The 13415-nt window shown below is 40.2% G+C and carries 12 protein-coding genes; all 12 read left to right on the top strand.

The window, feature by feature from the left end:
• Positions 1-16: 16 nt before the first annotated feature.
• The 12 genes from KTO63_RS20440 (at position 17) to KTO63_RS20385 (ending at position 13370) form a co-directional block, all read left to right on the top strand.
• The gene (locus KTO63_RS20440; protein WP_232373260.1) at positions 17-556 is read left to right on the top strand and encodes an RNA methyltransferase; all 540 of its coding nucleotides are present in this window, start codon (positions 17-19) and stop codon (positions 554-556) included.
• A 10-nt stretch (positions 557-566) separates the two neighbouring features.
• Positions 567-779 carry a hypothetical protein gene (locus KTO63_RS20435; RefSeq protein ID WP_217793810.1) on the top strand — a complete coding sequence of 71 codons (213 nt, stop codon included), beginning with the start codon at positions 567-569 and terminating at the stop codon, positions 777-779.
• Entirely contained in the window at positions 769-1101 is a 333-nt protein-coding gene (locus KTO63_RS20430) for a type II toxin-antitoxin system RelE family toxin (RefSeq protein WP_217793809.1), read from the top strand. The genes KTO63_RS20435 and KTO63_RS20430 overlap by 11 nt, the downstream gene beginning before the upstream one ends.
• Positions 1098-1979 carry a UbiA-like polyprenyltransferase gene (locus tag KTO63_RS20425; RefSeq protein WP_217793808.1) on the top strand — a complete coding sequence of 294 codons (882 nt, stop codon included), beginning with the start codon at positions 1098-1100 and terminating at the stop codon, positions 1977-1979. Before KTO63_RS20430 ends, KTO63_RS20425 begins: the two co-directional genes overlap by 4 nt.
• A 130-nt stretch (positions 1980-2109) precedes the next feature.
• Positions 2110-2520: a Holliday junction resolvase RuvX gene (ruvX, locus tag KTO63_RS20420; RefSeq protein ID WP_217793807.1), complete on the top strand. Its 411-nt coding sequence runs from the start codon at positions 2110-2112 to the stop codon at positions 2518-2520.
• A gap of 179 nt (positions 2521-2699) precedes the next feature.
• Positions 2700-3278: a peptide deformylase gene (gene def / locus KTO63_RS20415; RefSeq protein WP_217793806.1), complete on the top strand. Its 579-nt coding sequence runs from the start codon at positions 2700-2702 to the stop codon at positions 3276-3278.
• Positions 3279-3426: 148 nt separating this feature from the next.
• Entirely contained in the window at positions 3427-4371 is a 945-nt protein-coding gene (locus KTO63_RS20410) for a hypothetical protein (RefSeq protein WP_217793805.1), read from the top strand.
• A gap of 437 nt (positions 4372-4808) precedes the next feature.
• Positions 4809-5384 carry an RNA polymerase sigma factor gene (locus tag KTO63_RS20405; RefSeq protein ID WP_217793804.1) on the top strand — a complete coding sequence of 192 codons (576 nt, stop codon included), beginning with the start codon at positions 4809-4811 and terminating at the stop codon, positions 5382-5384.
• Positions 5385-5480: 96 nt separating this feature from the next.
• Positions 5481-6506: a FecR family protein gene (locus tag KTO63_RS20400; protein ID WP_217793803.1), complete on the top strand. Its 1026-nt coding sequence runs from the start codon at positions 5481-5483 to the stop codon at positions 6504-6506.
• Between the two features lie 26 nt (positions 6507-6532).
• The gene (locus tag KTO63_RS20395) at positions 6533-10084 is read left to right on the top strand and encodes a SusC/RagA family TonB-linked outer membrane protein (protein ID WP_217793802.1); all 3552 of its coding nucleotides are present in this window, start codon (positions 6533-6535) and stop codon (positions 10082-10084) included.
• 34 nt (positions 10085-10118) lie between these two features.
• Positions 10119-11819 (top strand): RagB/SusD family nutrient uptake outer membrane protein, encoded by a 1701-nt coding sequence (locus KTO63_RS20390; RefSeq protein ID WP_217793801.1) that lies wholly within the window; start codon positions 10119-10121, stop codon positions 11817-11819.
• A gap of 66 nt (positions 11820-11885) precedes the next feature.
• Positions 11886-13370, top strand: a complete 1485-nt coding sequence (locus KTO63_RS20385) for a leucine-rich repeat domain-containing protein (protein ID WP_217793800.1) — start codon at positions 11886-11888, stop codon at positions 13368-13370.
• The last annotated feature ends 45 nt before the right edge of the window (positions 13371-13415 follow it).

The following is a 13415-nucleotide window of genomic DNA, read 5'->3' as shown; positions in this document are numbered from 1 at the left end:
GCCTAATTTTGCCGCTATGCGAAAACTGAGCATGGATGAACTTAACCGTAAATCGGTGGAGGAGTTCAAAGAATCTGAGAAAGTTCCCTTAATCGTTGTTTTGGAAAACATCAGGAGCGCTTATAACATTGGAAGCGTTTTCCGCACAGCAGATGCTTTTTTGCTGGAAGCGGTTTATATATGTGGCTATTCTGCAAAGCCACCTCATAAAGAAATCAAAAAAACAGCACTTGGTGCAGAAGATTCCGTTCACTGGAAAGGCTTTGCAAATGCCGGTGAAGCGGTAGAAGAATTGAAACAGGACGGCTATAAAGTTTTTGCCATAGAGCAGGTGGAAAACAGCTTGAAACTGCACCAATGCAATTTCGGTACAAACGAAAAAATTGCCATTGTTTTGGGAAATGAAGTAACAGGAGTGGAGCAGTCAACCATTGCTTTATGTAATGGCACCATTGAAATTCCGCAACTAGGCATGAAACATTCGCTGAATATCGCAACCGCTGCCGGCGTGGTGATATGGGAAATAGTAAGGAACTTTGTTCCAAAGTTTATGTAATTTTAAAATTATGGATACGCTAGTCATAAAACCTCATGATGATCAGGAACTTAATTTGCTGATGCAAGTACTTCGCAAAATGAAAGTTCGGGTAGAGGTATTTAAAGAGCCTACGTCTGAAGATATTCTTAACAGCATTGAAAGTGGTGCGAAAGATGCTGCTGCATTCTTAAAAGGAAAGAAGAAATTAAAAGACGTGAATAATTTATTGAATGAGTTATAGGATTGTTTATACGAAAGATTTTGAAAAAGAAATCAAACGACTTGCATCAAAATATCCTTCTTTAAAAATTGATCTTCAGAATTTTATTAATGAATTGACGGAGAATCCTACTATGGGAACTTCTCTCGGGAACAACTGCTATAAAGTTAGAATTGCTATTTCAAGCAAAGGCAAGGGGAAGAGCGGTGGTGCAAGAATAATTACATTTGTGAAAATTAGCATTGAAACGATTCTGTTGATCAGCATCTACGATAAATCTCAGCAAGTAACAATAACAGATAAAGAAATAAAAGAACGGTTAAGCAAATATTTTGACCAATGAGTACAGTAAAAAATTATTTGAGCCTGATAAAGTTTTCGCACACCATTTTCGCTATGCCTTTTGCGATGATTGGTTTTTTTCTGGCAATGGTTAAAATGAACAGTGAAGAAAATACGATCGGCTGGCAGCAATTGGTATTGAAATTTGTATTGGTTCTCGTTTGTATGGTAACTGCTCGAAGCGCCGCCATGGCTTTCAACCGTTATCTGGACAGAGCCTTTGATGCAAAAAATCCACGCACCGCCATCCGTGAAATTCCTGCCGGAATTATTTCTGCAGACAGTGCTTTGCGTTTTACTATTATCTGCTGCGTCGTTTTCATGGCAGCTTGTTTTTTCATCAATACACTTTGCTTTTTTCTTTCTCCTGTTGCCTTGTTTGTTATTCTGTTTTACAGCTATACAAAAAGATTTACACCGCTTTGCCACCTTGTATTGGGGCTTGGTTTATCATTGGCGCCCATTGGTGCATACTTGGCGGTAACTGGAAAATTTGAGTTATTACCAATTTTGTTCTCACTCGCAGTAATCTTTTGGGTAAGCGGGTTCGACGTGATCTACGCTTTACAGGACGTTGACTTTGACCAATCACAAAATTTATATTCCATACCGTCTGTTTTGGGCAAGCCAAAAGCATTAAGAGTCTCTGAGTTGTTGCATTTATGCAGTGCGATTTGCGTAATAACAGCAGGTGTTTACGGCCATTTTCATTGGTTGTACTGGGTGGGAATTGCAGTGTTTGTAGGCATGTTGTTGTATCAACACTCCATTGTAAAACCCAATGACCTTAGCAAGGTGAACATTGCCTTCATGACTGCGAATGGAATAGCGAGCGTAGTGTTTGCTGTGTTTGTGATCAGTGACTTGTTTTTGAGATAATAACTGAAGGTTGAATAATTGAATCATTGACAAGAAATTTTCAATCATCAAAATCATGACAATCTTGAAAATCTGCGTTCCGTTCTCTCCATTTTCAAATTCTCAAATTCCCAAATTTTCAAATTAGCCCATGGCTCGAATCCTCTCCATAGACTACGGCCTTCGCCGCACCGGCATAGCAGTTACAGATCCTTTGCAGATCATTGCAACGGGCCTCACTACTGTTGACACAAAAGAATTGATGCCATTTCTCAAAAAGTATTTTCAGCAGGAGCAGGTGGAGCTGGTGATTATTGGCGAGCCAAAAAACTGGGATGAGTCAGATACGCACGCGACGCCGCTTGTGAATGCATTTGTGAAACAATTTGTCAAAGATTTTCCCACTCTTCCCTACAAAATGGTGGACGAACGCTACACCTCCAAAATGGCCAAACAAAGCATGATAGAAAGCGGCATGAAGAAGAAAGACCGCAGGAACAAGAAGCTCGTGGATGAAATTGCCGCGACCATTATGCTGCAGGAGTACTTGCAGCAAATTTGAAAATATGAGAATTTGAAAATTTGAAAATGCTTTAGGTTCAGCTTGCTTCTATACTTTCCAACTTGCTGAAAGTCAATCGTATGAGCGGCGTTTTTAGACATTAAACGCCATTTTCAAATTTTCAAATCTTCAAATTTTCAAATTGTAGTTACCTTTGCCAATTAACAAATATTCGAAAGATGATACTTCCAATTGTAGCATATGGACACCCGGTATTGAGAAAAGTGGCACAGGATATAACCCCGGATTACCCAAAGCTAAATGAGTTTATTGCGGACATGTGGGAAACAATGTACTATAGCAACGGCGTTGGTATTGCGGCCCCGCAGGTGAACCGTGACATTAGACTTTTTGTAGTTGATAGCGAGCAGATTATCAATAATCTTGACGAGGACGAAAAAAAGGAATATCCAAACGATAAGGGCATCAAACAGGTTTTTATAAATGCACATGTAGCAGAATTGGATGGTGAAGAATGGGCCTACAACGAAGGTTGCTTAAGCATTCCAAAAATCCGTGAAGATGTTTACAGAGCAGAATCTGTAACCATCGAATATCAGGATGAGAATTTTGAACACCATGTTAAAACGTTTAATGGTATTACTGCAAGGGTTATCTTGCATGAGTACGATCACATTGAAGGAAAATTGTTCATCGATTATTTGAAACCTTTGAAAAAGAAATTGCTGAAAGGAAAACTGGATGATATATCGAAGGGTAAAATAAGAGTGGATTATAAAATGATGTTCGCCAAGTAGAGACGCATGAAAATGCGTCTCTGTAAAGCAGACGAAAATGCGTCTCTGTAGGCTGCATGTCATCTTCATTATGAAGACGCATTATCATGCGTCTCTACAAAAAATAATGTTCACAAAATAGAAACGAATTACAAACCCCGTTCCTTACATGAGAAAGAATATAAAATATCTATTGGTTTTATTCTTTCTCTTTTTTTGTGCCCAGGGTGTACTGGCGCAGGATAGCATTGTTACAATCGACAAAAAAGTTGTCACTTTAAAAGAAGTGATTGTCCGCAGCAATTTTGATGTCGCCTCTTTTATTCACAGAATTCAAACAGACACAACTTTCTACAAAGCTTTTCGCAACTTAAAGGTCTTGGGTTTTGTTTCCCTCAATGACGTACGCATGCTCGACAAAAACGGCGAGCTCGAAGCGATGCTCGACAGCAAAACTGAGCAAGTAGTGAAGGATGGCTGCCGCAGCATGAATATTTTACAGCAAACCACACATGGCGATATTTATAAAAGCGATAGTTCCTGGAACTACTACACGCTGGAAATGTACGCGGGGCTTATGTTTACAAATGGTACGGTTTGTGGCGAAAATAACATTGTAAAAGACCTCGATCGCAACCTGAGCGATAAGAAAGGCATTGAAAAGCACAAAGAACAATTGAAGATGCTCTTCTTTAATCCCGGAAGAAAAATTCCCGGCGTTCCATTTATCGGTAATAAAGTGGCGTTGTTTGACGATGATGTGGCAAAGCTGTATGATTTCACGATTGACATGGAGCAATATCTCGGACAGAATTGTTACGTTTTCAAAATAAAAGCCCGCAGCGATCTTAGCAGTAGCGAAAAGAACGATGTGGTGATTAATGAAATGACCACATGGTTTGACGGCAATACGATGGAGATTGTTGGTCGTAAATACGATCTCAGTTACGATGCCGGAGTCTATGATTTTGATGTACACATGGAAGTGCAGCTTACCAAGTTTGGAGAATATCTTGTGCCCAAATTAATCCGCTATAACGGTAACTGGCACGTGGCATTCAAGAAGCGTGAACATGGCGTTTTCACCGCAACGCTGTTTGACTATAAACGTTAGATGTGAAAAAATATCTTCAAGTATTTCTACTTCATTTTTAGGCAATTCTTTCGAGTTTCATCAACTACAATTATATTTATTCTTTAATCTGATGGTAATTTATTTTGTTAAACAGGTAGTTTTTTTATGTCCTTAAATCATATATTTGATTTTTCGAAAAAGAAAAAACTAAACCTGCTTTTAAGAAAACAACGATGCATTAATAATACCACAGGACGATAAAACCCTTATTGGGCGGCTATTACGGCGGCTCGATATTTTGAAACAATGAATAATTAAAAGAAAACCCATCTGCCTGAATTGTTAGTGTACTCTATGCAATACTTGTTATCGCCATATGAATTTTTCGCTCATCTCGCAGACCGCGTAATTTCATTTTTCACAATCGACAACAGTACCAGCTTTGTTTTAAGTTCAAACTCCGATGTAACGAGCATATGGTAAATGAACTTGAAATATGGTGTGAGTTTCAATCTGGTAACGGAGATGCGTACGCTAAATTGTACAACTCATTCGTTGCCCAGCTATATAGTTATGGTATGAAATTTACCAATGATGTGACATTGGTTGAAGATTCAATTCAGGACCTGTTTTGCACTTTGTGGGCTAGCAGGGAACGACTGAGTATTCCGGGTTCCGTTAAAAACTATTTATATAAATCATTAAGAAACAGTCTTTATAAAAAAATAAATGCACTTCCCGTTTTAGTGGAAGATGACCGGGCCCTTGATTTCCATTTTGAATTGGCGCTGGATGAAAAACTTACCCAAAACGAACATTTCCAGCAGATCAAACAACAAATAGAAGAGGCTCTCGACAAACTTACACCCCGTCAGCGTGAAATCATTTATTACCGATTTTACCAGGATATGGGATTTGATGAGATCGCCGATATCATGAATATGCAAGTTCGTGCCACCTACAAGCTTACCGCAAGGGCGCTCGAAACACTTCGCATGCTACTTCCAACAACACACCTTTTCGTTTTATTGTTCCTTTTACGCACCAGGTAGAACTTTTTACGCACCGGACAAAAAACTTTATAAAAAAATAATTTTTTATGGGGCACTTTATGGCATTGCCGTCTATTAGATAGTATATACCAACCTATGGAGGAAAGAATTGAGAAATACGGACACTACGAAGTCAGGGATTTTTTGCTTGACGACGATTTTGTTGCCTGGTGCAAAAATAAGCCAGAGGCAGACGATGAGCTCTGGAAGCAAGTGCTCCAGGCTTATCCTCATCTGGCTGATAAAATAGTTAAAACAAAAGAGTTTTTGCTGCACAGCGTTGTCAGGGATCAAGCGCCCACGACAGAACAGGTACAGAAAATGTGGCAAGGTATAATGAGAGAATCGCTTGAAACAAAGCCTCGAAGGCTGGTTCGAAAGTTAAGTTGGATAAGGGTTGCCGCAATGCTGCTGTTAACGGTAGGAGCTGGTATCATTACTTATCTGGCTTACGTAAAGGAAACTAAGATTAATACCCTATACGCTGAAATCAAGCAGTTGGAGCTACCCGATCATTCAAAGGTTACTCTGAATGCAAATTCCGAAATCAGATATTCTGATAAATGGAACACCACTAAACCCCGAGAAGTTTGGTTAACAGGTGAAGCTTACTTTGACGTAAATCATTTACACAAAGGAGCGGCACCTGTAACGCCAAACGAACGGTTTATTGTTCACATAAACGGAGTAGATATTGAAGTGCTTGGGACGTCATTTAATGTTAGCAATCGCCACAACGTGGCAAGTATCGCACTAACATCGGGAAGCATAGAGTTAAGATCCGCTAACAACAAGTTTCCCTCAATGACAATGAAGCCTGGCGAGTTGGTGAAAATTGCGGATGACTCACTGATGATTGAAAATGCGGAAGCAAAATCATCTGCAGCAAGTGCGTGGAAAGAGCACAAATGGGAATTTGACAACGCTTCATTAAAAGAAGTATTGGAATTGCTGAAAGATAGTTACGGGCTGGAAGCAAGAGTGGAGGATGAGAAGCTGTGGAACAAAAAAATATCGGGAGCCATTTCATCCGATAACAAAGAAATCCTGCTGAATGGACTTTCAATTCTGCTGGATATAAAACTTGACCAAAAGGGTGATTCGCTTATACTAAAACACTAACCGCTACTAACGCTAAACCAACGAGCATGAGAAAAATGACTGCAGCCTTGGTCCTGCTTCTGGGACTCAATGTACTTTTTTGCCAGGGACAAGAAAGAAGTCTTTCCAGTTTGATGTTGCAGAATGAATCAGACACGCCTAGAAAGCAATTAAAAGAAATCCTGAAACAAATTCAAGATGTTTATAAGGTTAACCTGCTGTTTGAAACAAAAGTAGAAGGTTTGACCTCCTCATACCAGATCAATCCCAGCAAGGATATTAATCATGCTTTGAAAGAATTACTGGCTCCTTTCCAGTTAACTTTTGTACGCCTGAATAATAAAAATTACATCATAAAAGAGATTCAGACTTCATCTACAACTTCTTCTTCATTGGTCAATCAAGAGGCAATAGCTGTAGTGGATTCATCAGAACCACGTTCCACATTAATTGAAAAAAACGGCTTGCAATCTGTTGATCCGCCAACAGAAGTGAAGGGTTTAGTAGTAGATGAAAATGGTAGGCCCATAGTTGGGGCCACTGTGCTCATCAAAGGGACAAACATCGGTTGCCAAACCGATAATACCGGTGGCTTCACGATTAAAATACCAGAGGCAAATAAACCGCTTTTGATGGTTAGCTACATCGGCATGAAGTATCAGGAGATCAACGTAAGGAACAGAACGTCGATCCGTGTTTCTATGGAAAAAGTCGATCGTCAAACCGAGGAAATCGTAGTAGTAGGATACGGAAGGCAAGCAAAAAAAGATGTTGTTACTGCTGTTTCCACCATTCAGGCAGATGAGATCATGCAGGTTCCCGCTATAAATGTTGGAGATGCTTTGCAGGGAAAGATAAACGGAGCCATTATTGCCGCGGTTGGCGGTGCACCTGGTAGCAGACCTGTTATTATGATCCGCGGCAATGACCCGGATCCCAAGCATGCGCCTTTAATTGTGTTGGATGGAGTCCCTCTTTATAGAGATCGTCCAACTTCTCCTGATAATACAGTAAAGTCTTCTAATCAATTTGCTTTAAGCTCCGGTGGTAGTGTTGGAATGTCACTGAATGATATAAACCCGGATGACATTGAAAGCATCACAGTCCTGAAAGATAATGCGGCAACCGCTGTTTATGGAATGCAGGGAGCTTATGGTGTTCTTGTGATCACCACCAAGCGAGGTAAATTGGGCAAGCCCCAGTTTACTTATACGGCTAATTTTGGTTGGGATAAACCATCCAAATTCCCTGAAATGCTTAGTGGTGTTGACTACGCTAAAGCCTCTAATGAAATGTATCAAAATGACGGTTCAGGAACTTACTATTCGCCTGGAGCAATCGATTCAATTCAAAGTGGGAAGTATCCGTGGGTGTATAATCCCAAAAGTCTTTATGAGAGCGATGTTCAACGTAATGCTATGGCCCAGACACACTCACTTGGAGCTTCGGGGGGTACTGAGGCGGTTCGTTATTACGTGAATGGTTCAATAGCCGACCAGAAAGGTATTCTTGCAGCGTATGACTATAGACGTTATTCAATTCTTTCTAATTTAGATATTAAGCTCCATCGCGATTTGAAGCTGGGATTAAACATGCAGTATGTTACTACTAATCAGTCCAGCCCGATTGCTTCCCAATCAGGTGTATTCCTGGATATTCTTACAGCCAATCCTCTTACGCCTATTTTCAATAAAGACGGTTCTCTATATGGTCCATCAGGCTCTAACAAATGGGCGAATACGCAACCGGATCTATCGGGATATATACATAACCAAAGTAGCAACATGTCTGTGCAGGCTAACTTCACATACACACCTATTGCTATTAAAGGGCTAACTATCAAAGTGAACAACAGTCTTAGTTTCAATAATTTACAATACAAAAAGTTACAAAAATTTTACAAGACGTTTATGCCTGATGCGGTATCGCCGACAGGCTACAGACAAACCGGTGGCTTCCAAAACTCGCCAACAAACAGCAATTCGCTCACGGAGGATCTTGGAAGTGTTAGTTCTTATAACACTGACCTTGGTTTTGATTATTCCAGAACATTTGCTAAACATAATTTGGGACTAACAGTTTTAGGAACAAACTATTATTCCACCACTACATATTTGCAGGCTTACCGCTACGGACTTATTGACGGTGTTGAGATTATTAACGGTGGTTCGCCTACGGGACAGACGAATGGAGGAACAGAAACGCAGGATGGCAGAATCGGTGGTGTTATGCGCTTAAATTACAGTTTTGCAAAAAAATACTATTTGGAGTATACCATGCGTGCTGACGCCTCTAACCATTACGCCCCGGGTAAAAGATGGGGTTATTTTCCAGGGGCTGCTGTATCGTGGCGTATAAGCGAAGAAAAATTTATTAAAAATAATGTCAGGTTTATTAATGACCTTAAACTAAGGGCGTCAATAGGCCTTACGGGAATTGATCAAAGTGCCGCGTATAGTTACTACTACAATTACAATGTCATTAACTCCGGCCCTGGCGGCGGTGGCGGAGGATACGCTTTTGGAGGGAACGGAACTACCAGTAGCACTTATCAGCCTGCATTCGTGTTGGCCAACAGTACTCTGCCCAATACAAATGTAACCTGGGGAAAAAGCTTAATGCGGAATATTGGCCTTGATTTCTCATTATGGAAAAACTTCATTAGCGGAACTTTTGATATCTATGATAAACATGTTTCCAACCTACAGGTAAGTCAATCATTTAGTACTCCGGCAACCTTGGGAATTAGTGCCCCATACACTAATTCAGGAGAACAGCACTTTAGTGGATTTGAAGTTTCTCTTACAAATAATACGAAATTAAAAAGGGATATGTCCTTACAAACCACATTTAATTTCAGTTATACCAATAGTCGAGCTGTTGATCCCAACTATTCCACACTTTATCCCGCTTATGGAAGATATCAGGAACATGGCGTTCAATACAAGGCTTATTATAAATCTCTTGGTTTGTTTCAAACGCAGAAGGATATCGACAACTATCCGGTTAATCAGGATGGAGCTGGAAACACACGCTTGAAACCGGGAGATATACAGTATGCGGATTTAAATCATGACGGGAAGGTTGATAGAGAAGATATGGTCATAATCAACAACACCAATCTTCCACCTTATTCTTTCGGATTAAATCTTACGTTCCAATGGAAAAATTTCTCTGTTAACACCTTTTTGCAGGGAGCAGGCGGAAATGTGGCTCAATTCCAACCGGGAAACCAGACAGTATATGGTTATGAAAATGCATGGAGACCGGAAAGCAGAGATGCACGCTATCCCCGTTATTCTTCTCCTGCTTTTTCAACCAATAACTCAGCGTCTGGTCATCCAAGCACATTCTGGTTGGTTAAAGGAGATTATATAAGATTTAAAAACCTAAAAATATCGTATCGTTTGCCGGCTCATGCTGTGAAAAAAATTGGATTATCTAACGTGATGTTCTCTGCGGGAGCGACCAATTTGTGGTCCTGGGCTAAATCGGGAATAGATATTGTTGACCCGGAAATGCTAAATGTGAATTTAGAAAACGGAGGATATTATCCAATTCAGCGTTCACTGAATTTGGGTGTTAATGTTGGATTTTAACAAATACAAGTAATCTAATTTAAAAAGAAGAAAGATGAGAGTTAAAACTTTTTTAGCACTAATAATAACCGGGAGTGTTTTTCTTTTTGCAAGTTGTCACAAGGTCCTGGATCAGAAACCTGTGGACCAGATCACTGATCCTCAATTATGGGAAAATCAGAGTAACGTAGTTTTGTACACTAATAATTTTTATTCTCAACTAACAAGCGGGTTCGGCGGTTCCAATGTTATTACCGGAGGTGCATGGCTAATGAGTTGTCTTACTGATGATGCGGTACCTGCAAATACAAATAGTACTGCTCAGAAATATTATTCGACTTCTACCTATGATGCTTATTACAGGACGATTTCGCCAATATGGAGTTCACGTTATACATACATACGCAGAGCCAATATATACCTTTCAAAAATTGACGGCGTACCCGGTGATCCACAATTGAACAAACGCTTGAAAGCAGAAGTAAGATTTTTGCGTGCATATTATTATTATGACTTAGTTCAATACTACGGTGCTGTACCTATTATTACAGTCGCTGAGGGAGCAGTTGATTCAACAATGTTCCACGCACGCAATACACTTGATTCTTGTCAAAAGTTTATTGTGAGCGAGCTTGATTCGGCTGCAAATGACTTGCCTGCTCAATACGCGACTGCCGATCTAGGCAGGATAACAAAACAAGCCGCGTGGGGTTTAAAGTGTAGAGTACAAATGATGAAGGCGTCATCTACTCAGTCACCACAGGATTGGGCAGCAGCAGCAGCTACTGCTAAGGGCATTATGGATTTGAAAGCAAACTCATTATTGATTGTTGCCAGCACAGATTCATCAGTTCTGGCAAAAAATTATAGCAGTATTTTCTCTAGTCCAAACAATGCCGAAATGATATTGTCGGTACAACATAATTTCAATAGTGCTGAACTCGCAACCTATTTTGATTATAATAACCAATCTCCTTACTATGGAGGCTTGGGCAGCACTTGCCCTACCCAAAATCTGGTTGATGACTATGAGATGATGAAAACGGGTTTGGCGATTGGAGCTTCCGGTTCGGGTTATAATGCTGCAAATCCTTATGCAGGTAGGGACCCGAGATTTTATGCAACAATTTTATATGATGGAGTAGCATTTAGAAACCGGAGTATGCAAATGTATAGCGGCGGCCAGGACATGGTCAATTCATCAGGTCAGGCATACACTAACGCTACCACTCCAACCGGTTATTATTTAAGGAAGTTTATCAATGAAAGTATTACCCCAAGCGGTTCTGGTGCTGCAAGCGGCTATAATTGGCCATTGATCCGCTATGCTGAAGTGCTGCTGAATTATGCAGAGTCGCAAAATAAAGCAGTTGGCCCGGATGCTTCCGTTCTGGCCGCGGTAAATCAGGTTCGCGCCCGCGCGGGCATGCCACAGGTGGCAAGTATTTTAACACAGGGAGGAATGGATACAGTTATTCGGCATGAGCGTCGTGTGGAACTGGCGTTCGAAGATCAACGTTACTGGGATGCAAAAAGATGGGGCACGGCAACTACCTGGTTTAATAGTGCTACGGGATTCACTCCGACCCGAAAAGTAACTATTACCTATAATGCGACAACAGGCGTCAAAACTTATTCCTATGGTACGAATTTCAACAATTCAAAAACTTTTGCAGCAAGAAATTATCTGTTTCCTATTCCACAATCGGAAATAGACATACCAGGGAATAAATTAACTCAAAACCCCGGATGGTAGGTTGAATGATCATTTAGAGCCAGCAGACGTTAAATGAAATTTTGTTAAAAAATAAAATATTGGCAGATGAATAAAATTGCATCGTTGCTCATAGCTATAATCAGCGCACAGATAATCTTTTTCTCTTGTAAAAAGGTTGATATAAACAATCCTTCTCTTCCTCCTTATACTCCGTTAGCGGACCATTCAATAACAATGCAGCTTGCACAGCTTGCGCAAGTTGGGTCATTTACCAGCAGTAATAAAGGCGATTTTTCTGTTGCTACTCCCGCATTTAATCTGAACGGAAAAAATATCAAAGTGAGTTGGGGTGATGGAGTGGATTCTTTATATCCAGCAGGATCAGGTGTTACTGTAGTTGCTTATCATACATATCCACGTTTGGGTGATTATACCGTTACAATAACAGGTGATTCTTTGAGTGCCTTCGATTGTACCGGAAATAGAAACATGAATACTTCAACCAGCTGGTATAATCCAAGTAACTCTTTTATGGAAGCCGGCGTTGGACATATTGTTTCATTGTATATCACTAAGGTGTCTGAGATGACATCGCTGAACTGCAGTTACAACGATATACAAGTATTGTCAACCAGTGTAGCAGATCTTCCGAATTTGTCAAACTTAATATGTTCTCACAATTATAGAATTGGTTTATTGCCTTTGACAAATTGCACGAAATTAACCAATGTGGACTGCAGCTCCACAAGCATCTCTAAATTGGATGTGTCGAATTGCCCCTTGCTAACCAACTTAGCTTGCAATCAACCAACGAATGGAGGTAAATCTTTATGGGGGGGAATTAATTTAAGGTCGTTAAAATTAAACAACCCGGTTTTAACTAAAATCAATTGTTCCAACAATCAGATAGATTCGCTGGATGTAACACAATGTCCTGCATTAACATCGTTGGATTGCTCAACTAATTTTGCACTTGCTTATTTGAAATTGAATAATCCGAATTTAACTACATTATCGTGTGGTGGAGGATCCGCTAATTTTGGGGGGCCATCTAATCTAACCTCAGTTGATTTTTCGCAAACTCCAGCTTTGACCTCATTAACATACGCTTATACAAACGCTCAAACATTGCCGGCAAGTATTTCAACGCTTACGAATTTAACAACTCTGTCATGCACTAATAACGCACTCACTTCATTACCAGACCTTACGGCACTCACAAAGCTCGCTACTTTGAAATTTTCTTTCAATAATATTGCTTCAGTAGATGCTTCAAAACTTCCAAACGCAACACCTGCCAGCGGAAGCTACTTTTTATATCTTGATAATAATGCCCTGACATCATTTACTCTGCCGTGGACGCCAGCGGCTACAACATTCAGGCTATACCTCCTGACTAATCCATTTGATGATACAGCGGGTAGCAGTGGGGCAGCTGTTGATCTGTCGCAATGTAAAAAAACTACTTACACAGTAGACGTTAGTTCCAGCTCCACTTCAGGGTCAAAATTTAAAACGGTAAATGCGTCAACGCTTTCTACTGCATTGACCTTGTTTAAAGACGCAGGGGTAAATCTTGTAAAGAAATAATGGCAGTATAAAATTTAAAAGCATCATTGTTCAAAAAGAATTGTT

The sequence above is a fragment of the Pinibacter aurantiacus genome (assembly GCF_019130065.1).
Lineage (GTDB): Bacteria > Bacteroidota > Bacteroidia > Chitinophagales > Chitinophagaceae > Pinibacter > Pinibacter aurantiacus.
Note: the sequence above shows the minus strand (reverse complement) of the source record. Positions and strands in the feature narration are given on the sequence as shown.

Bases quoted from the DNA above. Each gene is read 5' to 3' on its own strand.
- KTO63_RS20440 (WP_232373260.1), top strand. From the start codon at position 17: ATGCGAAAACTGAGCATGGATGAACTTAACCGTAAATCGGTGGAGGAG.
- KTO63_RS20435 (WP_217793810.1), top strand. From the start codon at position 567: ATGGATACGCTAGTCATAAAACCTCATGATGATCAGGAACTTAATTTG.
- KTO63_RS20430 (WP_217793809.1), top strand. From the start codon at position 769: ATGAGTTATAGGATTGTTTATACGAAAGATTTTGAAAAAGAAATCAAA.
- KTO63_RS20425 (WP_217793808.1), top strand. From the start codon at position 1,098: ATGAGTACAGTAAAAAATTATTTGAGCCTGATAAAGTTTTCGCACACC.
- ruvX (WP_217793807.1), top strand. From the start codon at position 2,110: ATGGCTCGAATCCTCTCCATAGACTACGGCCTTCGCCGCACCGGCATA.
- def (WP_217793806.1), top strand. From the start codon at position 2,700: ATGATACTTCCAATTGTAGCATATGGACACCCGGTATTGAGAAAAGTG.
- KTO63_RS20410 (WP_217793805.1), top strand. From the start codon at position 3,427: ATGAGAAAGAATATAAAATATCTATTGGTTTTATTCTTTCTCTTTTTT.
- KTO63_RS20405 (WP_217793804.1), top strand. From the start codon at position 4,809: ATGGTAAATGAACTTGAAATATGGTGTGAGTTTCAATCTGGTAACGGA.
- KTO63_RS20400 (WP_217793803.1), top strand. From the start codon at position 5,481: ATGGAGGAAAGAATTGAGAAATACGGACACTACGAAGTCAGGGATTTT.
- KTO63_RS20395 (WP_217793802.1), top strand. From the start codon at position 6,533: ATGAGAAAAATGACTGCAGCCTTGGTCCTGCTTCTGGGACTCAATGTA.
- KTO63_RS20390 (WP_217793801.1), top strand. From the start codon at position 10,119: ATGAGAGTTAAAACTTTTTTAGCACTAATAATAACCGGGAGTGTTTTT.
- KTO63_RS20385 (WP_217793800.1), top strand. From the start codon at position 11,886: ATGAATAAAATTGCATCGTTGCTCATAGCTATAATCAGCGCACAGATA.